The organism is Ruegeria sp. SAZA006, from assembly GCF_059613465.1.
Window position 1 is genome coordinate 175983 of sequence record NZ_JBXWSO010000017.1, and the last position, 20817, is coordinate 196799.

General features: G+C 61.7%; 19 protein-coding genes. 8 read left to right on the forward strand and 11 right to left on the reverse strand.

Going from position 1 to position 20817, the window contains the following annotated elements:
- Window positions 1-9: 9 nt before the first annotated feature.
- Window positions 10-1464 (reverse strand): dihydropyrimidinase, encoded by a 1455-nt coding sequence (gene hydA / locus AC2FNZ_RS18715; RefSeq protein WP_170357549.1) that lies wholly within the window; start codon window positions 1462-1464, stop codon window positions 10-12.
- A 72-nt stretch (window positions 1465-1536) separates the two neighbouring features.
- Window positions 1537-2787, reverse strand: a complete 1251-nt coding sequence (locus AC2FNZ_RS18720) for a Zn-dependent hydrolase (RefSeq protein WP_496841601.1) — start codon at window positions 2785-2787, stop codon at window positions 1537-1539.
- A gap of 171 nt (window positions 2788-2958) precedes the next feature.
- Here AC2FNZ_RS18720 and AC2FNZ_RS18725 point away from each other — a divergent pair, with 171 nt between their 5' ends.
- Complete coding sequence (locus AC2FNZ_RS18725; protein ID WP_093961802.1) at window positions 2959-3567, forward strand: TetR family transcriptional regulator C-terminal domain-containing protein; 609 nt, start codon at window positions 2959-2961, stop codon at window positions 3565-3567.
- A gap of 43 nt (window positions 3568-3610) precedes the next feature.
- Here the strand turns inward: AC2FNZ_RS18725 and preA are convergent, their stop codons facing one another.
- The 3 genes from preA to AC2FNZ_RS18740 form a co-directional block, all read right to left on the reverse strand.
- A complete protein-coding gene (gene preA, locus AC2FNZ_RS18730) occupies window positions 3611-4915 on the reverse strand; it encodes an NAD-dependent dihydropyrimidine dehydrogenase subunit PreA (RefSeq protein WP_093961801.1) in 1305 nt (434 codons plus the stop codon).
- A gap of 69 nt (window positions 4916-4984) precedes the next feature.
- Window positions 4985-6319, reverse strand: coding sequence for an NAD(P)-dependent oxidoreductase (locus tag AC2FNZ_RS18735; RefSeq protein WP_170357545.1), 1335 nt, complete (start codon window positions 6317-6319; stop codon window positions 4985-4987).
- Between the two features lie 160 nt (window positions 6320-6479).
- Entirely contained in the window at window positions 6480-7112 is a 633-nt protein-coding gene (locus AC2FNZ_RS18740; protein ID WP_496841603.1) for a cupin domain-containing protein, read from the reverse strand.
- A gap of 151 nt (window positions 7113-7263) precedes the next feature.
- Between AC2FNZ_RS18740 and AC2FNZ_RS18745 the strand changes: the two genes are divergently transcribed.
- The 3 genes from AC2FNZ_RS18745 (at window position 7264) to AC2FNZ_RS18755 (ending at window position 10341) form a co-directional block, all read left to right on the forward strand.
- Window positions 7264-8259: a GT-B fold glycosyltransferase domain-containing protein gene (locus AC2FNZ_RS18745; RefSeq protein ID WP_496841605.1), complete on the forward strand. Its 996-nt coding sequence runs from the start codon at window positions 7264-7266 to the stop codon at window positions 8257-8259.
- 72 nt (window positions 8260-8331) lie between these two features.
- Window positions 8332-9624: an O-acetylhomoserine aminocarboxypropyltransferase/cysteine synthase family protein gene (locus AC2FNZ_RS18750; protein ID WP_170339646.1), complete on the forward strand. Its 1293-nt coding sequence runs from the start codon at window positions 8332-8334 to the stop codon at window positions 9622-9624.
- Between the two features lie 6 nt (window positions 9625-9630).
- Window positions 9631-10341 (forward strand): GNAT family N-acetyltransferase, encoded by a 711-nt coding sequence (locus tag AC2FNZ_RS18755; protein ID WP_496833137.1) that lies wholly within the window; start codon window positions 9631-9633, stop codon window positions 10339-10341.
- A 2-nt stretch (window positions 10342-10343) separates the two neighbouring features.
- On the opposite strand, the gene AC2FNZ_RS18760 is transcribed toward AC2FNZ_RS18755, so the two are convergent.
- Entirely contained in the window at window positions 10344-11039 is a 696-nt protein-coding gene (locus AC2FNZ_RS18760; protein ID WP_496833139.1) for an SIMPL domain-containing protein, read from the reverse strand.
- Between the two features lie 164 nt (window positions 11040-11203).
- Here AC2FNZ_RS18760 and AC2FNZ_RS18765 point away from each other — a divergent pair, with 164 nt between their 5' ends.
- Entirely contained in the window at window positions 11204-13234 is a 2031-nt protein-coding gene (locus tag AC2FNZ_RS18765; protein ID WP_496841607.1) for a hypothetical protein, read from the forward strand.
- Window positions 13235-13294: 60 nt separating this feature from the next.
- On the opposite strand, the gene hppD is transcribed toward AC2FNZ_RS18765, so the two are convergent.
- Window positions 13295-14392 carry a 4-hydroxyphenylpyruvate dioxygenase gene (hppD, locus tag AC2FNZ_RS18770; RefSeq protein WP_170586239.1) on the reverse strand — a complete coding sequence of 366 codons (1098 nt, stop codon included), beginning with the start codon at window positions 14390-14392 and terminating at the stop codon, window positions 13295-13297.
- 145 nt (window positions 14393-14537) lie between these two features.
- Between hppD and AC2FNZ_RS18775 the strand changes: the two genes are divergently transcribed.
- Window positions 14538-14993, forward strand: coding sequence for an Lrp/AsnC family transcriptional regulator (locus AC2FNZ_RS18775; protein WP_093961793.1), 456 nt, complete (start codon window positions 14538-14540; stop codon window positions 14991-14993).
- Between the two features lie 19 nt (window positions 14994-15012).
- Window positions 15013-16890, forward strand: a complete 1878-nt coding sequence (locus AC2FNZ_RS18780; RefSeq protein WP_496841609.1) for a monovalent cation:proton antiporter-2 (CPA2) family protein — start codon at window positions 15013-15015, stop codon at window positions 16888-16890.
- 27 nt (window positions 16891-16917) lie between these two features.
- Here AC2FNZ_RS18780 and cobT read toward each other — a convergent pair whose 3' ends face one another.
- The gene (gene cobT / locus AC2FNZ_RS18785) at window positions 16918-17931 is read right to left on the reverse strand and encodes a nicotinate-nucleotide--dimethylbenzimidazole phosphoribosyltransferase (protein ID WP_496841610.1); all 1014 of its coding nucleotides are present in this window, start codon (window positions 17929-17931) and stop codon (window positions 16918-16920) included.
- 79 nt (window positions 17932-18010) lie between these two features.
- On the opposite strand from cobT, the gene cobS reads away from it, so the two are divergent.
- The gene (gene cobS, locus AC2FNZ_RS18790; protein WP_496841612.1) at window positions 18011-18775 is read left to right on the forward strand and encodes an adenosylcobinamide-GDP ribazoletransferase; all 765 of its coding nucleotides are present in this window, start codon (window positions 18011-18013) and stop codon (window positions 18773-18775) included.
- Here the strand turns inward: cobS and AC2FNZ_RS18795 are convergent.
- The 3 genes from AC2FNZ_RS18795 to fdxA all read right to left on the reverse strand — a co-directional run bounded on the left by AC2FNZ_RS18795 (window position 18772) and on the right by fdxA (window position 20790).
- On the reverse strand, window positions 18772-19533 hold the full coding sequence (locus AC2FNZ_RS18795) for an ion channel (protein WP_170357534.1): 762 nt from the start codon (window positions 19531-19533) through the stop codon (window positions 18772-18774). The two genes, cobS and AC2FNZ_RS18795, sit on opposite strands and share 4 nt — an antisense overlap.
- A 126-nt stretch (window positions 19534-19659) precedes the next feature.
- Window positions 19660-20169 (reverse strand): CarD family transcriptional regulator, encoded by a 510-nt coding sequence (locus AC2FNZ_RS18800; protein WP_093961789.1) that lies wholly within the window; start codon window positions 20167-20169, stop codon window positions 19660-19662.
- A 282-nt stretch (window positions 20170-20451) separates the two neighbouring features.
- Window positions 20452-20790 carry a ferredoxin FdxA gene (gene fdxA / locus AC2FNZ_RS18805; protein WP_093961788.1) on the reverse strand — a complete coding sequence of 113 codons (339 nt, stop codon included), beginning with the start codon at window positions 20788-20790 and terminating at the stop codon, window positions 20452-20454.
- Between the last annotated feature and the right edge of the window lie 27 nt (window positions 20791-20817).

Consider the following 20817-nt stretch of genomic DNA (forward strand, 5'->3'; position numbering starts at 1 on the left):
CTTCGAACATCACACCCCCGTCGCCGGGATGCCCGACCGCTCTACCGGGCGCGGGGCGGTCAGCTCTTTCCAGGTGCTCAGCGCCTTGTTCACGGTGGTGTTGGCCTCGCGCGCGACGAATTTACCGTGGCCTTCCTGCGTTCGGATCTCGCCATCATGCACCGCGACCTGTCCACGGGTCAGGGTAAAGCGCGGCAGGCCTTTGACCTCGTGCCCCTCGAACACGTTGTAGTCGATCGCCGACTGCTGCGTCGCCGCGCTTATGGTCTTGGTCTTGTCCGGGTCCCACACCACCAGATCGGCATCTGCGCCCACCAGAACTGCACCCTTTTTCGGATAGCAATTCAATATCTTGGCGATGTTTGTTGACGTCACGGCCACGAATTCGTTCGGCGTCAGCCGCCCGGTTGCCACGCCGTGGGTCCACAGCATCGGCATCCGATCCTCAAGGCCGCCCGTCCCGTTCGGGATCTTGGTGAAATCACCCACACCAAACCGCTTCTGCTCGGTCGTGAAGGCGCAGTGATCAGTGGCGACCACGCTCAGCGAGCCCGACTGCAACCCCGCCCAAAGGCTGTCCTGGTGCTGTTTGTTGCGGAACGGCGGGCTCATCACCCGACGCGCGGCGTGGTCCCAATCGGGATGCGCATATTCGCTGTCGTCCAGCGTCAAGTGCTGGATCAGCGGCTCGCCCCAGACCCGCTTGCCCTGCATCCGGGCCCGACGGATGGCCTCATGCGCCTCTTCGCACGAGGTGTGCACCACATAGAGCGGCACCCCGGCCATGTCGGCGATCATGATGGCGCGGTTGGTGGCCTCGCCCTCGACCTGCGGCGGGCGCGAATAGGCATGGGCCTCGGGGCCGGTATTGCCTTCAGCCAACAGCTTGGCCTGCAACTCGGCCACCACGTCGCCGTTCTCGGCATGGACCATCGCGATTCCGCCCAGCTCGGCCAGCCGCTTGAACGAGGCAAACAGCTCGTCGTCATTGACCATCAGGGCGCCTTTGTAGGCCATGAAATGCTTGAACGTGTTGATGCCGCGCTGTTCGATGACGGTTTTCAGATCGTCGAACACCTGCTCGCCCCACCAGGTCACGGCCATGTGGAAGGAATAGTCGCAATTGGCGCGGGTCGACTTGTTGTCCCAGCGTTTGAGCGCATCCAGCAGGCTTTCGCCCGGGTTCGGCAGCGCGAAGTCCACCACCATGGTCGTGCCGCCGGCCAGCGCCGCGCGGGTGCCGCTTTCGAAATCATCGCTGGAATAGGTTCCCATGAACGGCATTTCCAGATGCGTGTGCGGATCGATCCCGCCGGGCATGACGTAACAGCCGGTCGCATCCAGTTGCTCATCCCCCTTCAGATCCGGCCCGATTTCGGTGATCACGCCACCTTCGATCTTGACGTCGGCCTTGTAGGTCAGATCCGCGGTAACGACGGTTCCGTTCTTGATGACTGTGCTCATGTTCAACTCCCTGCGGGCGCGTCTGTTGCGCCTCTATTGGTTTTCCAGCGGATTGGGGGCGCGCGGCCCCGGCTACTCCACGATCTCGGCGGTTTCGACGACCGCGTGGAACAGGACATCCGCCCCGACGGTTGCCCATTCCTTGCTGATTTCCTCGGCCTCGTTGTGGCTCAGGCCATCCACGCAGGGGCACATCACCATCGCGGTCGGCGCCACGCGGTTGATCCAGCAGGCATCGTGCCCCGCGCCCGAAATGATGTTGGTATGCGAATAGCCCAGCCGCTCGGCTGCATTGCGCACGGCGGCGACGCAGGTCTCGTCGAATTTCACCGGGTCGAACCCGCCGACCTTCTCGAACGCGACCTGCAGGCCCATCTCATCCACGATGTCCTCGGCTGCGACGCGCAGCCGGTTCTCCATGTCCTTGATGACGTCCAACTCGGGCGAGCGGAAATCGACCGTGAACACCACCTTGCCCGGGATCACGTTGCGCGAGTTCGGATAGACGTCGATATGCCCGGCAGCCCCCACGGCATGGGGCGCGTGCGACCAGGCGATCTCGTCCACCTTTTCAAGAATGCGCGCCATCGCCAGCCCGGCATTCTTGCGCATCGGCATCGGGGTTGATCCGGTATGCGCGTCCTTGCCGGTCACGGTCACTTGGGTCCAGCTCAGGCCCTGGCCATGCGTGACGACGCCGATATCCTTGCCCTCAGCCTCGAGGATCGGGCCCTGTTCGATATGCAGCTCAAAGAAGGCATGCATCTTGCGGCCTCCGACCTCTTCATCGCCGCGCCAACCGATGCGCTGCAACTCGTCGCCAAATTTCTTGCCCTCGGCATCCTCGCGGTCATAGGCCCAGTCCTGGGTGTGCATCCCCGCGAACACGCCCGAGGCCAGCATGGCGGGGGCGAAGCGCGTGCCCTCTTCGTTGGTCCAGTTGGTGGCCACGATCGGGTGTTTGGTCTTGATGCCCAGATCGTTCAGGGTGCGGATGATCTCGAGCGCGCCCAGAACCCCCAGCACCCCGTCGTACTTGCCGCCCGTCGGCTGCGTATCCAGGTGCGAGCCGACATAGACCGGCAGCGCATCGGGATCGGTACCCGGGCGCATGGCGAACATGTTGCCCATCTGGTCAAGGCCCATGGTACAGCCGGCCTCTTCGCACCATTTCTGGAATAGCGCGCGGCCTTCGGCATCTTCGTCGGTCAGGGTCTGGCGGTTGTTGCCGCCGGCAACGCCCGGACCGATCTTGGCCATCTCCATCAGGCTGTCCCACAACCTGTCGCCATTGATCCTGAGATTCTGCGCCGGAGCTGCCATGTTCGTCTTCCCTGTTGCTTGCGATTTGGCTCGCTTTTGGTGTCTTGATTTGACCATCTGGTCAAACTCACGCTATCACGGGTTCGATATCAGTCAAGAAATTGCATCGCGCCGATGCAAAAATCGGCATATTCAACACCTGCTTGTTCGAAAAAGAGACGCCCTGCATACATGCCCAAAGACCGCGCCCCGACCCGAATTCAGAAAAAGAACCGCGCCGCGATTCTCGAGGCCGCGCTGAACGTGTTCTCGGCCCACGGCTTTCGCGGGGCGACCGTCGATCAGATCGCGGCCGAGGCCGGGCTGAGCAAGCCGAACCTTCTGTATTATTTCCCGTCCAAAGAGGCGATCCACACCGCGCTTCTGTCCGGCCTGCTGGACACCTGGCTGGCGCCGCTGCACGACCTTGATGAAAACGGCGAGCCGATGGAGGAGATCCTCTCGTACATCAAGCGCAAGCTGCAGATGAGCCGCGAGTTGCCGCGCGAAAGCCGCCTGTTCGCGAATGAGTTGGTGCAGGGCGCGCCCCGCATCCATGACGCCCTGTCGAACGATCTGAAGGCGCTGGTCGATCAGAAGGCGGCCGTTCTGACGCACTGGATGGACCAGGGCAAAATCGCCCGCCTCCACCCGCATCATCTGATCTTTTCGATCTGGGCGCTGACCCAGCATTATGCGGATTTCGATGTTCAGGTGCGCGCGATCCTGGGCGACGAAGACCCGTTCGAAGGGGCTGCGCCCTTCATCGATACCCTGTACCGAAAACTGCTAACCCCATGAAAAAAGGGCCGCAGCGCGGCCCCTTTTGGTGATCTGACGCCGGTCACTCGGCGGCCTTGGCCATCGGGTTGTTCGGGTGGGTCGTCCAGTTGGCATAGTCCGGCTGAACCACCTTGCCGGTGCGCGGATCGACCTCGCCCGCCGCCATCGGCACCATCGAGATGCAGCCCTCGACCGGGCAGACATCCACGCACAGGTTGCAGGCCACGCATTCCTCGTCGATCACCTCGAACACTCGGTCGGGCGACATGGAGATCGCCTGATGGCTGGTGTCCTCGCAGGCCGCATAGCAACGGCCGCACTTGATGCACTGATCCTGATCGATCTTGGCCTTGGCGACGTAGTTCAGGTTCAGATACTGCCAGTCGGTCACGTTCGGGACGGCCCGCCCGACGATCTCGGAGACGTTGGAGTATCCCTTCTCGTCCATCCACTGCGACAGGCCAGCCGTCAGTTCGTCGATGATCTTGAACCCATAGGTCATCGCCGCGGTGCACACCTGCACCGTGCCGCAGCCCAGCGCCATGAACTCGGCCGCGTCGCGCCATGTGGTCACTCCGCCGATGCCCGAGATCGGCAGGCCTTGGGTCGCCTCGGCGCGGGCGATCTCGGAGACCATCGACAGGGCGATGGGCTTGACCGCCGGGCCGCAATAGCCGCCATGGCTGCCCTTGCCGTCGATCGAGGGTTCGGGGCTGAACGTGTCCAGATTGACGCTGGTGATCGAGTTGATCGTGTTGATCAGCGACACCGCATCGGCCCCGCCATTCCGCGCCGCAGCCGCCGGCTTGCGAATGTCGGTGATGTTGGGCGTCAGCTTCACGATCACCGGACGGTCATAGTATTTCTTGCACCAGCGGGTGACCATTTCGATGTATTCGGGCACCTGCCCCACGGCCGAGCCCATGCCGCGCTCGCTCATCCCGTGCGGGCAGCCGAAGTTCAGCTCGATCCCGTCGGCGCCGGTTTCAGCGACGCGGGGTAGGATGGCTTTCCAGGCCTCCTCCTCGCACGGCACCATGATCGAGGCGATCAAGGCGCGGTCCGGGTAATCCGCCTTGACGCGGGCCATCTCCTCGAGGTTCACCTCGAGCGGCCGGTCGGTGATCAGTTCGATGTTGTTGAGGCCCAGCAGACGCCGGTCGGCCCCGTAGATCGCCCCGTACCGGGGGCCGTTCACGTTGACCACCGGCGGGCCTTCCGAGCCCAGCGTTTTCCACACGACGCCGCCCCATCCGGCCTCGAAGGCACGGCGGACGTTGTATTCCTTGTCGGTCGGCGGCGCCGAGGCCAGCCAATAGGGGTTGGGGCTTTCGATGCCCAGAAAGTTCGTTTTCAAATCAGCCATTTATCCGGCCTCCCTGATGCGAAGATGCATCTTCGTCCTGTCACACATATTCACGCGCCGACGCCTGGCTCAGGCGCTCAGGCTGGCGTGAATGTCCATCGCAGCATCGCGGCCCTCGGCCACGGCGGTCACGGTCAGATCCTCGCCGCCCGCAGCACAGTCTCCGCCGGCCCAGACCCCCGGAACCGAGGTGCGCCCGGTTGCGTCAACGGCGATCTTGTTGCCGTCGAGTTCCAAACCTTCCGGCGCACCATCCAAGGTCTGACCGATCGCCTTCAGAACCTGATCCGCAGGCAGGCGAATGGTTTCGCCCGTGCCGGTCAACGTGCCATCTACGGTGGCAGTATACTCCAATTCGATCTCGGCCGCTGCCCCGTTGCCGTGGATGGCGACGGGCTGGACGTTGCACAGAATTCGGACGCCGTGCGATGCGGCCAGATCCTGTTCGTAGCGGCTGGCACCCATTGCGTCACGACCGCGGCGATAGGCGATGGTCACATGTTCGGCCCCCAGCAGCTTGGATTTCACCGCGGCGTCCACGGCCGTCATTCCACCGCCGATAATCACCACATTTCGGCCTACCGGCAGTTTTGCCAAATCGGATGCTTGCCGAACATCTGCGATGAAGTCGACAGCGTTCCTGACGCCGTCCTTGTCCGACCCTTGCGCGCGCAAAGCGTTGACGCCCGCAAGGCCGATTGACAGGAAGACAGCGTCGTAGGCCTCCAACAACCCGTCCAACGAGATCGTGTCGCCCAGAACCGATCCGGTTTCAATCGCGATGCCGCCGATCTTCAGCAGCCAGTCCACCTCGGCCTGGGCAAAGTCATTGGTCGCTTTGTATGCGGCGATCCCGTATTCGTTCAGCCCGCCGGGTTTGGGTTTCGCCTCATGGATCACCACGTCATGGCCCAGCATCGCCAACCGATGCGCACAGGCCAGCCCCGCCGGCCCTGCCCCAATCACGGCGACGGTCTTGCCGGTGGGGGCCGCGCGCGTAAACGGATGCACACCGGCCTGCATCAGCGTGTCGGTCGCATACCGCTGCAAGCGCCCGATCTCGACCGGCTTGCCCTCGGCCGTTTCGCGCACGCAGGCTTCCTCGCACAGCGTTTCGGTCGGACACACACGGGCGCACATACCGCCCAGGATGTTCTGATCGAGGATCGTTTTCGCCGCCGATTCCGGTTGCCCGGCCTGAATCTGCCGGATGAACAGCGGAATATCGATATCGGTCGGACAGGCCGTCACGCACGGCGCGTCATAGCAGAAATAACACCGATCGGCGGCCACAGCGGCCTCGTGCGGCGCCAGAGGCGGATGCAGATCGGTGAAATTCGAGGTCAGCTCATCGCTGGAAAGCCGCCCGGCGACGATGCCGGGTGCCATCTGGCCCTGTGCCATCACTCTACTCCCTGTAGATATGTTTGTTATTGAGACCAGCTTGCCACAAACAAAAATTTTATCAATTGGTAAAATTTGCCAAATGGTCAAAAAAGCGAAAACCGGTCCGAAAGACCCGGTTTTTTGGTGGCATTTGCCCTTTTTTCAGGCGAAACCGGCCTCAGACCATGCCGGACAGGTGGCCTGACTTTATCCAGACGCGGGCGCCATCTGGCCCTGCCCGCAATTCAGTGCGCGTTCCGGGCGGCAGCCGCAGCCAGTCCCATCGCGCGAATTCCTCGCCTTGTTCGGTGAAGCCGCCGTCGATCACGAAGACCTCGGCGCCTCCAGGTACGTCAATCGGCACGACCTGGCCGGGCGGCCAACTGCGCACTTCGACCGTTTCATGGTCGTCCTTGAACAGCGGCACGTGGTCCGCACCGTTGATCGAGCGGCGCACGGTGGTGCGGTCGTTCGGGGCGAATTGGTGCAGTTTGACCAGGATCGTCGCGCCCTGGCTGGCCGATGGCGTATGCGACGTGGTCGGCGGGTTGCGGACATAGCTCCCCACCGGAAAATCTCCGGTCTCGTCCTGAAACACGCCGTCCAGCACCAGGTATTCCTCGCCCCCGTCATGGGTGTGGGCGGCAAAGGCGCTGCCGGGCGCAAAGCGCACGATGGTCGTGGCGCGCGCCACCTCGTCGCCGATCCGGTCCAGCATCTTGCGCTCGACCCCTGCGGCGGGCGAGGCCACCCACTCGGTCTGGTCGAAGTGAACCGCCACACGTTGGGTGAAATCCGCATTGATCCGCATGTCGCGCTCCTGTCTGGTCTTCTCCATCAACATGGGCGTGCCGGGCCGGATTTCAAACACGCGGCGTTAACGGTTTTGACGCAGGTTCAGCGATGCTGTAGGTCGAAACCAACGGCAAGGGGCGGGCAAGCGCCCCGAACGGAAGGCGCAGATGCAGGCAGACCGGCAGAAATTCAACATCCTGATCATCGGGCAGAACAACCGCCTGCAATACGAAGCCGTCCTGTTCGCCGCCTCGCTGCGCCATTGTTCGCCCGGGTTCTCGGGCCGCCTGTTCGTTGGCGTTCCGCAACCCGGCCCGCGCTGGAGCCAGGACCCGAGCATCCGCAACGAGGATGTTCTGAAGGCGCTGAAACAGCTCGATGCCGAGATCCTGCCCTTTTCGTCCGAGGTGTTCGGCCAAAGCTATCCCTACGGCAACAAGATCGAGGCGCTGGCCGCCCTGCCCGAGGGTGAGCCCTTCGTGTTCTTCGACACCGACACGTTGATCACCGGCGACCTGGCCGCGGTGCCGTTCGAATTCGACCGGCCCGGCGCGTCGCAGAAGGTCGAGGGCACCTGGCCCAAGCCGACCCTGTACGGGCCGGGGTTTGACGGCATCTGGCGGGCGCTCTATGACCGGTTCGGGCTGGATTTCCAAAGCTCGATCGACCCGACCCAACCGGCGGAATACTGGCGGCGGTATCTGTATTTCAATGCGGGCTATTTCTTTTACAAATGCCCCCGCCAATTCGGCGCGCGGTTTCTGGACTATGCCCGCACCATCCGGGATGGAGAGATCCCCGCCCTGACCGGCCAGAACCTGGACCCATGGCTGGACCAGGCGGCGCTGCCGCTGGTCATCCACGCGCTTGGCGGCGGGCGCGATGTTCTGCCCGAGGGCCTGCTGGATGGCTCGGTCAGTTGCCACTATCGCCTGTTTCCGCTGCTCTATGCCCGCGAAAGCGACCGGGTGGTCGAGGTGCTGGAAACCGTCGCGGCGCCCAACAAGGTCAAGAAGGTGCTCAAGAACTATGATCCGCTGAAACGGCTGGTCTATCAGGGCAAGGGCGCCAGGATCCGCGCCATGTTCGACCGGGACAACCTGCCCCGGCGCGAGCAGGCCATCCGTAAGGTGATCAAGAACAAGGGGCTGTGGCTGCGCTGACGCGGACATTGTGCCGGGCCCGGCAATCGCCTAGAGATTCTGCAACGCATATACCCAACAGGAGAGTGACGGATGTCCGACGGCCCCACCTATGGTTTTGATACGCTGCAAATTCACGCGGGCGCCCGCCCCGATCCGGCGACCGGCGCGCGCCAGACCCCGATCTATCAGACCACTGCCTATGTGTTCCGCGATGCCGATCACGCGGCCGCTTTGTTCAACCTGCAAGAGGTCGGCTATATCTACTCGCGCCTGACCAACCCCACGGTGGCAGTTCTGCAAGAGCGGGTGGCGACGCTGGAAGGTGGCGTTGGCGCGGTATGCTGCTCTTCGGGTCACGCGGCGCAGATCATGGCGCTGTTCCCGCTGATGGGGCCGGGCTGCAACGTGGTCGCCTCGACCCGGCTGTATGGCGGGACGGTCACGCAGTTCAGCCAGACCATCAAACGCTTTGGCTGGACGGCCAAATTCGTCGATACCGATGATCTGGATGCGGTTAAGGCCGCCATCGACGACGACACCCGCGCGGTGTTCTGCGAGTCCATCGCCAATCCGGGCGGTTACGTCACCGATATCCGTGCGCTGGCCGATGTGGCCGACGCCGCCGGCATTCCGCTGATCGTCGACAACACCTCGGCCACGCCCTATCTGTGCCGCCCGATCGAGCATGGCGCCACGCTGGTCGTGCATTCGACCACCAAGTACCTGACCGGCAACGGCACGGTCACCGGCGGCTGCATCGTGGATTCGGGCAAGTTCGACTGGTCCGCCAATGACAAGTTTCCCTCGCTCAGCGCGCCGGAGCCTGCCTATCACGGCCTGAAGTTCCACGAAACCTTCGGCCCGCTGGCCTTCACCTTCCACGGTATCGCCGTTGGCCTGCGTGACCTGGGCATGACGATGAACCCGCAGGCAGCGCATTACACGCTGATGGGGATCGAGACGCTCAGCCTGCGCATGCAGCGCCATGTCGAAAACGCCGAAAAGATCGCCGCCTGGCTCGAGAAAGACGACCGCGTGGACTATGTGACCTATGCGGGCCTGCCCTCGTCGCCCTATCACGACCGGGTCAAGAAGCATTACCGCAGAGGCGCCGGGGCCCTGTTCACCTTTGCGGTCAAGGGCGGCTATGACGCCTGCGTCAAGCTGGTGAACGCGCTCGAGATCTTCAGCCACGTCGCCAACCTGGGCGATGCGCGGTCCCTGATCATCCATTCGGCCTCGACCACGCACCGGCAGTTGACCCCCGAACAGCAAGAGGCTGCCGGCGCCGGGCCGAACGTGGTGCGGGTCTCGATCGGGATCGAGGATGCCGACGACCTGATCGCCGATCTCGATCAGGCGCTGTCCAAGGCTTGCGCCTAGGCCGAAATGCCAGGGCACCGGATCAACGCGTTGGGGCAGCCCGTGGGCCTGCCGGTTGCGGGGGATTTCCCGCGCCCGGCCCCACCGCGCGCGCCCATGCAGGGGCGGTTCTGCTGCGTGGTGCCCTTGGATGTGAATGCGCACGCGCCCGGCCTGTTCCGGGCGTTTGCCGCCGATACCGACGGGCGCAATTGGACCTACCTGCCCTACGGCCCGTTCGACTCGCAAGCCCAGTTCGCCGCCTGGCTGGCCCAAACCTGCACGTCGGACGATCCGCTGTTCCACACGGTTCTGGACCAGGGCGGGCAGCCCGTCGGGATGGCGTCCTACCTGCGTATCGACGGCAATGCCGGCGCGATCGAGGTGGGACACATCCATTTCTCGCCGCTGATGCAGCGTACTCCGGTCGCGACCGAGACGATGTTCCTGATGATGTGCCGCGTGTTCGACGAGTTGGGCTATCGCCGGTACGAATGGAAATGCGATGCGCTGAATGCCCCGTCGCGCCGGGCCGCCGAACGGTTGGGTTTTGTCTTCGAAGGCGAATTTCGGCAGGCCACCCATTACAAGGGGCGCAACCGCGACACGGCGTGGTTTTCGATCATCGATACGGACTGGCCACGCATCCGGCAGGCGTTCGAAACTTGGCTGTCACCTGAGAATTTCGATGCCACGGGCCAACAACGGGAACCGCTGATGGCCCGCAGCGAAAGCTGACGTCACTCGGAAATGTCGAACTCCATCGACACGGTGACCGAAACCGAAACCTCGCCACCGGCGACCGGGACCCCGCCCGAATCGGCCATGGCCATCTCGCGCATCTGGGGCATTGGGCGAATCCCCCCGCCCTGCTCGTTGATCGACACGACTGAACCCAAAGTGACACCGGCGGCCTGAGCCAATTGTTCGGCCTTGGCTGTCGCATCGGCGACGGCTTGAGCGCGCGCCTTCGCTTCAAGTGGCTTTGGATCCTGAATCGTGAAGGTCAAACCACCAAAATCATTCGCGCCATCCTGAATGACCGCATCCATGATCTGCCCCAGATCATCCAGATTTCTGACCCGCACGAACACACGGTTCGACGCAACGAATCCTGTGATCCTAGGTGCTTCGCCATCCGCGTTACCCCGTCCGGACCAGACCGGGGACAGGGACAGATCGCGGGTCTGCAGGTCGCGCGATTCGATCCCCATCTCACTCAGGCGGTTCAGGACGGTGGCAACCGCGTCCGAGGTCGCCTGCATTGCTGCCGAAGCCTGCGCGTCTTGATTTGTCACCCCCACCGTGATGGTTGCCATATCCGGCGCGGCCTCGGCCGTGCCGGTTCCGTAAACCTGGATGCGACGTTCTTCCGCATGGGCGGCCACAGCAACTGTCGCCGCCAATACCGCCGCCAAAAAAGCAAATGTCTTCAATGTGATCTCTCCTGTTTTCTGAGATCAAAGATGGGTTGGCAAGCCTTCGCCGGACAAGGGGAGATTTTGCCTTTTCCTTTCCCTCGGCGGGTTCCTGCTTTAATCTCGGTGCGCGGACGCAAGGGCGTTTGCTTTGGTTCAGACAATTACGGCACCCTTGAATAATGAAACCCGCTTTTGCGCTGTCTCTTTCTGATAACGGGATCACTCTGCTGCACTATTCGGATGACGAATGGTTTGGCATCGGGACCGTATCACTAGACGCGCCGGACTTTTCCGAACAGCTGAACGAGCTTCGCGGTCGAGGTTTCGCCCTGGCCAATGACCTCAGCTGTACGGTCGTGATTCCTCCGGACCACGTGCGCTACCTCACGGTCACCATTCCAGACGACTCTGACGTGACGCAGGTTGTCGAGACGGAATTGGCTCAGGCCACGGGCTGCGAGATTGCCGAGTTGATGTATGACCTCCGTGCGGATGGGTCGGATCTTCTGGTAGCTGCCGTGGCGAAAGAGACAGTAGAAGAGGCCCGAGCCTTTGCCAGTCGCTACGGGTTCGTGCCTGTCCGGTTCGCTGCAACATTGGCCCCCGATGTGCCCTGGACCGGTACCGGAGAGTTCGAGTTCGCCGAGCGCGCGACATCCGTCACACCGCCACCCGAGCCACCGGCCGAGGAGATTGCTGCTGTCGCGCCGGCCGAGGACGCAGAACCCGCGCCTCAGGCTTCGCAGGCATCGGAAGCCGATCCGGCTCCCTCGCCTCAGGCGCATCCGATTGCTGAACCGGCTCAGCCGGACGTATTCGTTTCGCCGATAGAAGCGACTGAAACCGCCGCACTGAAACCTGCGGCATCGAACTCCGGCATACCGGTTCGCTACATTGGTGCCGCTGCGGCGGGCGCTGTCGTGCTGGCCGTTGTCGCATTGATCTGGTCGGGTTCAGACGAAACCGGCAGCCCGGTGGCTACTGCGCCGATCGTCGAAACGGCACCTGCGCCAGTTTCTATCGCCGCCCCGCCGCTGACCGAGACCGACGCTGAAGGACTTGCAGAAGTCGCTCCTGAGCCCGAGGGCACGCCCGACCCCGAGGCATTGGCCGACGAAGACCTGACGTTTGAAGCCAGCACACCCCTGGTCGAGCCGGAGACACCCACACCCCCCGAATTGACGCCGACGGATCAGGCAATTCTGGAAGCATTGAATGTTGCGCCCTCGCCCGTTGAGCAGGTCGAACGCGATCCGGAAAGTGTCGAGGATTTCGAAGAAGCCTCTGGCCTGGCGATCACCGCGCCCGATCCGCTGCCGCTGCCAGATCCCGAGGTGCCCGAGGACGTATACCTGTCGTCCGTTGATCACGCGGCGCTGTCGCAGGATGCTGTGGCGCTTCCTGCCGAAGAGAGCTTTGATACCGACGAGCCGGTGGCTACGGTTGGTCTGCCCAATGCCGCGGGCAGCCGTTTCGAGCTGGATGACCGCGGCCTTGTCACTCCGACACCTGAGGGGACATTGAACCCCGACGGCATCCTTGTGTTCCTCGGCCGCCCGTCGTCGGTTCCCCCCCAGGTGCCGGTCAGGTTCGAAACCGACCCAACCGCCACAGACGACGACACACGGCTGGCCGGCCTGCGTCCGCGCCTGCGCCCGGAAACGCTGGTTGAGAACTTTGAGCGTGGGCAGTTGGGCGGCCGAACGGTGGACGAGCTGGCGGTCATTCGCCCGAAATCCAGGCCGGCGTCGATCCAAGAGCGCGCGGCTGTGGACCGCACGCCCACCGCATTGGCCGTGGTGCGCGTCCCTCGCCCCCGCGTTCGTCCGTCGACCGTGGCCGCTCTGGCGGCCCGAAAAGCAACAACCGGCACGGCCACTCTGGGGTCGACAGCGGCAGTAGCAAAGGCGGATGACGATGAAGCGGGATCGTTCAAACCCACAACCGTCGCCCCCAAGATACCCAGCCGGGCCTCGGTGGCGCGCCAGGCCACGATTGACAATGCATTGAACCTGCGGCGTCTGAACCTGATCGGCGTTTACGGTACTCCCGCCAATCGGCGTGCCTTGGTCCGACTACCGAGCGGTCGGTACAAGAAGCTGAAGGTAGGAGATCGGATTGACGGCGGCAAAGTCGTCGCGATCGGCGACAGCGAGCTTCGTTATCAGAAAGGCGGCCGCAACGTCACGTTGAAGATGCCGCGCGGATAAAATTCGCCGCGTTTCGGAAAAAGGAACCCGGCAGGCCGGGTTCCAAATTCTGGGTCTTCATCAGGCGGCAGAAATCTCCCCGGATTCAATCTGCTCACGCTCGATCGACTCGAACAGAGCCTTGAAATTGCCCTCACCGAACCCGTCGTCGCCCTTGCGCTGGATGAACTCGAAGAAGATCGGACCAATCACGGTTTTCGAGAAGATCTGCAGCAGGATCTTGGTCTCACCGCCGTCCACCACGCCTTCACCGTCGATCAGGATGCCGTGCTTTTTCATGCGGTCCACCGGCTCGTCATGGCCCTTCACGCGTTCGAAGGACATATCATAGTAGGCATCGTTGGGACCGGGCATGAACTTCAGACCGCGTTCGGCGATTGCATCGGTCGAGTCATAGATGTTCTCGCTGCCGACGGCGATGTGCTGGATGCCTTCGCCTTTGTACTTTTTCAGGTAGGATACGATCTGACCGGTCTCGCCGCGGTCTTCGTTGATCGGAATCCGGATACGGCCGCAGGGCGAAGTCAATGCACGGCTGAGCAAGCCGGTATATTTGCCCTGGATGTCAAAGAAACGGATTTCGCGGAAGTTGAACAGATCGCCGTAGAACTTGAACCACTTGTCCATGTTGCCCTTGAAGACATTGTGAGTCAGGTGATCGAGGTAGTAGAAGCCGACGCCGCGCGGCTTGGACTGCTTCAGCCACTCGAATTCCTGATTGTAGGGCGAGGTTTCGTAATACTGGTCGATGAAATAGATCAGCGACCCGCCGATGCCCTTGATCGCGGGCACGTCCATAGTCTTGTCGGCCGCATCATAGGGTTCGGCCCCCTTCGACACCGCATGGTCATAGGCCTTTTGCGCATCCACGACACGCCAGCCCATCGACGGGGCACAGGGGCCATGCTCTTCTACAAATTTCGCAGCAAAGCTGTCGGGGTCCGCGTTCAGGATGTAGGTCACATCGCCCTGCTGCCACAGCTCGATCAGCGGTTTGCTCTTGTGATGAGCGACCTTTTCGAAACCCATCTTGGCGAACAGGTCGCGCAGTTCCTGCGGTTCGGGATGCGCGAATTCGACAAATTCAAACCCATCGGTGCCGGCGGGGTTCTCGGCGCTGATCACGGATTTCGGGGCGTTGTGCGGGAAAGGGCCCATGGCTTGTCCTCTTGAAACAGGAAATTCTTTGCTGATTCAAGAATACGCCTTTTTCAGCGCTGTTTTTGCGCATTCTTTTCATGTAAACTACAGAAATCTGCGAAATTTCCGCACCAGAACCCGAAAAATGTGAGAATCTCCGCACATGCTGGACGCAACCGATACTCGCCTTCTGGCCGCGCTGCAAAAAGACGCGCACCTGACCGCGCATCAGTTGGGCGAGATGCTGAACCTGTCACCCAGTCAGGCCGGGCGCCGCCGTCAGCGGCTGGAGGCCGAGGGCTATATCACCGGCTACGCGGCGCGGCTTGACCCGCGCAAACTTGGGCTGCAGGTTCAGGGATTCGTACAGGTTCACCTCGGCACCCACGGCCCCGAACAATCATCCAGTTTTGCGCGCATGGTGGAAACCCGCCCGGAAATCACCAGCGCCTGGACGATGACTGGCGAGGCAGACTATCTGCTCCATGTCTATTGCGAGGATCTTTCCGCGCTCAACACCTTGCTTCACGAGGTGATACTGCCCCATCCTGCGGTGGCACGGGTGCAAAGCCAGATCGTGATGGACCAGCTGAAACGCGACGCTCCGCTGCCGACCTGACGGCAAGGAAAGGAAGAAGATGAACGAGTTTCTGTATCAGGCTTCGATCTATCTGGCAGCCGCCGTGATCGCCGTCCCCCTGTCGGCGCGGCTTGGGCTGGGGTCTGTCCTCGGATATCTCGCCGCCGGTATCGCCATCGGCCCGATCCTTGGGCTCGTGGGTGCGGAAACCAAGGACTTGCAGCATGTCGCGGAATTTGGCGTCGTCATGATGCTGTTCCTGATCGGGCTCGAGCTTGAGCCCCGCGCACTTTGGGATATGCGACACCGGTTGTTGGGGCTTGGTGGACTACAGATCTCGGTCTCTACGGTCGTGATTGGAGCAGTTACCTTCTACACTGGTCAACCATGGTCAGTCGCCTTGGCCGTGGGGCTTACACTGTCTCTATCGTCAACTGCCATCGTGCTGCAGACGCTGTCGGAAAAGGGCTTGATGCGCACAAACGGCGGGCGATCCACGTTCTCGGTCCTTCTGACCCAGGATATCGCCGTGATCCCGATCCTGGCGTTTCTACCGCTGCTGGCCATGCCGGCCAGCATCTTTATCGAAGATGACGGATCAATCACGCGCGGCGGCGACGGGCACGGCGACGCGCACCATACATTATCATTGGTCGATGGCCTGCCCGGATGGGCGGTGACGCTGGTGACATTGGGCGCGATCGCATTCGTGATCGTGGTAGGCGTCTACCTGACCCGTCCCTTGTTCCGGTTCATCCACACCACCCGCCTGCGCGAGATGTACACGGCGTTGGCCCTGATGATCGTAGTCGGGATCTCGTTCCTGATGACGCTGGTGGGCCTGTCCCCGGCGTTGGGTGCCTTCCTCGCTGGCGTCGTTCTGGCCAGTTCCGAGTTCCGGCACGAGATGGAAAGCGACCTTGAGCCGTTCAAGGGATTGCTGCTGGGCCTCTTCTTCATCACGGTCGGAGCCGGGATCGACGTCGGGTACTTTTTCAACGATCCGTTCGACCTGATCGGGTTGGCCCTGCTGGTGATCCTGGTCAAGGGCCTGATCCTGTATGCCGTTGGTCGTGCATTCAAGTTGCGGGGCCGTGACCATTGGCTGTTCACGCTGGGTTTGGCTCAGGCGGGTGAGTTCGGCTTTGTGCTGCTGGCCTTTTCGACCAAACAGAATGTCATTCCCCCGGCCCTGTCCCAGAAGCTGTTGATGATCATTGCCCTGACGATGCTGATCACACCGCTTCTGTTCATCATCTATGACTACCTTTCGCGCCACATCCGCGACAACTCACCCGAGGTTGAACCCGAGGAAATAGACGAAAAAGGTCCCGTCATCATTGCGGGAATTGGGCGGTTCGGACAGATCGTCAACCGGCTGGTGCGCGCCAGCGGGTTCAAGACGGTGGTGCTGGACCACAATATCGAAACGATCCAATTGATGCGTCGGTTCGGCGTCAAAGGATTCCTGGGTGATCCGACGCGCCCCGAGCTGCTGCGGGCCGCGGGGCTTGAGAAGGCTTCCGTTTTGGTGGCCGCGATGGACAACCGCAAGGAAGTGACCCGATTGGTCGGCTACGCCCGCCGGCAGCGTCCCGACCTGCACATCGTCGCCCGCGCGCATGACCGCACCCATGTGTACGAGCTGTATCAGGCCGGCGCTGATGACATCGTGCGTGAGATGTTCGACAGCTCTCTGCGGGCCGGGCGTTATGTGCTGGAGAACATTGGTCTGAGCGAGTACGAGGCCGCGCAAGCACAGCAGACCTTCTATCACCACGATCGGCAGGCAATTCGCGAACTGGCCGAACTCTGGGTTCCCGGCATGCCGACGGCCGAGAACAAAAAGTACATCGCACGCGCGCGCGAGTTGGAGAAGGACCTGGAAACCGCGCTGCTGGAACTGGCCGAAAAGAACGAAAAGAAATCAGCCTGACCCGGGGATCTCCCGGGCCAGGCAGGCTCAACCGTCCGACACGCCGGCTTCGGCAAAGGTGGCCATGCCCGAATGGCAAGCAACGGCGCTTTTCAGGATGTTGATGGCCAGCGCAGCCCCCGACCCTTCTCCCAGCCGCAGCCCGAGGCTCAGCAAGGGCGCTTTGTCCAGCTTGGTCAGCATGGCCGCGTGCGCACCTTCCGCACTCTGATGGCCGGCAACGGCATGGTCCAGCGCTCCCGGCGCCAGACGTTCGAGGCAAGCCGCAGCCGAGGTGCAGATGAACCCATCCAGAATGACAGGGATGCGCAGAACTCGTGCGGCTGCAATGGCCCCTGCCATGGCCGCAATCTCGCGCCCTCCCAAACACCGCAGGATCTCAAGCCCATCGCCCGATGCTCCGTGCAGCGCAACACCTTCGGCCACGACACGCGTCTTGTTGGCAAGGCCCGCATCGTCCACACCGGTTCCACGCCCGGTCCAATCAGCGGCTTCTCCGCCGAACAACGCGCAGGCGATGGCCGCTGCAGGGGTGGTGTTGCCAATGCCCATTTCGCCCACGACCAGAAGGTCTGCGGTGGGATCAACGGCGTTCCAGCCGGTCTGAAGAGCGGTCAGAAGCTCGGCCTCGGACATTGCCGGGGCCTTTGTGAAATCGGCCGTCGGCCGATCCAGGTCCAGCGCGTGTACCGTCATCTTGGCCCCGGCCGCCTTGGCCAGTTGGTTGATGGCCGCGCCTCCGTGCTCGAAGTTCATGACCATCTGAACCGTAACTTCGGGCGGAAAGGCCGAAACACCCTGCGCCGTCACGCCGTGATTGCCGGCAAATACAATCACCTGAGGTGCCTCAATCTGCGGTCGGGCATCCCCGCGCCAACCGGCATACCAGATCGCCAGATCTTCGAGCCGGCCCAACGCACCCGGCGGCTTGGTCAGCTGTCCGTTGCGGTCGGCAGCCCCTTGCTTTGCAGCCTCATCCGGGCCCGGGACATTGCGCAAAGCGTCGCGGAAGGTATTCAGATCATTGAGTTCAGGCAGCATTCAAAGCCTCGTTGCATCGGAGTGGTCCTGCGTGTTTAACCGAAGCAGGCAAAGCAACAACCCCTCGAAAGGCGCGCAAGTGCACAAAAACGACACTCGAACCTTTTCGCCATGGGACGTGCCGCTAGTTCTGGTTCTTTTGACACGGCTGCCTTTGCCCGTGCTGCCCAAATCGCTCTTCGAGCGACAGTCCAAAGCCGCTTGGGCCTATCCTGCGGCCGGGCTGGTCGTTGGCGGCTTGGGCTGCATCGTAGGCTGGTCTGCGATGGCCGTGGGCCTTTCCGGGACAGTCGGCGCTATCCTTGCTGTCGCCGTTCTGATCGCTGCGACCGGAGCCATGCACGAGGACGGGCTGGCCGACACCGCGGATGGGCTGTGGGGCGGATATACACCCGAACGCAGACTCGAGATCATGAAGGACAGCCATATCGGCACCTATGGGGTGTTGGCCTTGTTGGTCATTCAACTGCTCAGGATCTCGGCGGTCGCAACACTACTGGCGGCAGGAAGTCCGGCCGGAATTCTAGCGGCGGCTGTGTTTTCCCGTGCCCTAATGCCACCAATGATGGCGGGCCTGCCGAACGCCCGCGGCAGCGGGCTGAGCCATAGCGTCGGCGCTCCTCCGCCTTTGTCGGTTGCAGCCGGTCTTGGGCTGGCTTTCGTTTTCTCTCTGGCTCTTCTGGGTTGGACCGCCCTTCTGCCCGTCGCCTGTGCGGCAGCCGCAACCGTGGTTCTGGCAATCATAGCCAAAACCAAGATTGGCGGTCAGACCGGTGATATCCTGGGGGCTTCTCAACAGCTGTCCGAGGTTGCTTTCCTGCTGGCCGTTGCAGCCCTGCTCTAGCCGACACCGCCGGTTTTGATCCGCAGTGTCTCACCGCAATGTTTGCAGTGTACGGCATCCGGGTCGTGCCGAAACAGGCCGCAGTTGGGACATTTGTGGCGTACTTTCTGTGGCATGAAAATGGCCTGAGCCAGCCGCACGAAAAGCGCCACACCGACCACCATTATGAACACGGAAAACAGCTTGCCGCCCGGAGAGTTCAGTGTGATGTCGCCGAAACCTGTCGTAGTCAGAGTCGCCATCGTGAAGTACAGCGCATCGATATAAGGGGTCTGGCTGTCCTCGGGGATATAGAAAACCAGTACGGCGGTGGATGTTGCGAAAATGAACACCAACAGGTTCACGGCCGCGATGACCGCATCCTCGTGGGTTCGGAAAAACTCACTGTCGCGACGCAAATCATGCAACAGGTGATAGGAATGGATCAGTCTCAGCGCGCGCAGAATCCGCAGGAACGCAAGGCTGCCGGTCAGGAAAGGGTCAAGGATCAGCGAGGCGATCACGACCAGATCCGCAAGCGTGTAGATTTTGAACAGCAGCTTCTTGCGGTCTTTCGCAATCCACATCCGAGCCGAGAAATCCAGGAGTATGATCAGCCCCACCGCCCAGCTGACTGCAATCAATCCTGGGCCGTGCGGAATGTTCGCTGTCGCCACGAAAAACACGATCGAGGCAAGGTCGAACAGGATCAGACAGTACCGGAACCAGACCGAAACCGCCCCTCTGCCGATATAGAGTGCCTTGACCGTCTGCTTCATGACTGACCCGTACACGGTTCCAATGACTGGGAAATTAGCTGGAAAGGCGGCGCGAACCAAGCGATCGGGCATGAAAAAGGCCGCTCTGAAACCAGAGCGGCCCTTTGGTGTTGCTTCAAAGCCCGATCAGGCCGCGCGCGAGGTCAGGACTTCGTCCACTTGCTTGGCCGCTGCGATTTCGTCCGAACCGGACACGGCCGCAACTTCGCGCGTCAGACGCTCAAGCGCGGCTTCATAGAGCTGACGCTCGGAATAGCTCTGCTCGCGCTGGTCGTCGGTGCGGTGCAGGTCACGCACCACCTCGGCGATCGAGATCAGGTCACCCGAGTTGATCTTCTGTTCGTATTCCTGCGCCCGGCGCGACCACATCGCACGTTTTACCTTGGCTTTGCCCTTCAGCGTCTTCATCGCCTGGCTGATCACATCGGGCGAGCTGAGCGAGCGCAGACCGGATTCAGTGATCTTGTTGGTCGGCACCCGCAGGGTCATCTTGTCTTTCTCGAATGAGATGACGAACAGCTCGAGCGAGTATCCAGCGACTTCCTGTTCTTCAATCGATATGATTTGCCCGACCCCATGTGCAGGGTAGACAACATAGTCGTTCGGACGGAACTCAAGCTTCTTCGACTTTGTCATGCACGTGTTTCCTTGGTTGCAGAGCGGGAAAAAAGCGACAAAAAACCTAACCGGGGTCACCCGCGACCCCTGTCAGGCTGATTACATGTCAAAAACTCAAAACTCCAAAGTGAGTATACTTACGGAGTCGTCCCCATCTCGATCATCATTTGCCAAATGAGTATATCACAAAATTAAGACACCTGAAAGCGGACGGGGCCTTCGGCTCGGGATTTGTGACGGTTTTCAGCGCATTAGGGCAAAAACTTACGGCAGTCTTTCGGGTTTTGCGACCCGAATCGCTCAGCCGCCCTCGCCCGGTGCCTCGGAGAAGTATTTCTCCATCTTGCCCTCTTCACCGTCGCGCTCCTCGGCGCCCGGAAGCGGGTCTTTCTTGGTTACGATAACCGGCCATTGTTCGGCGTATTTGCGGTTGAATTCGACCCACTGCTCCATCCCCGGCTCGGTATCCGGGCGAATGGCGTCCGCCGGGCATTCCGGCTCGCACACGCCGCAGTCGATGCATTCATCCGGATGGATGACCAGGGTATTTTCACCTTCATAGAAACAATCCACCGGGCATACCTCGACGCAGTCGGTGTATTTGCAGGCGATACAGTTCTCGGTGACAACGTAGGTCATGGTCCAATTCCCGTCAGAGGTTTGGCC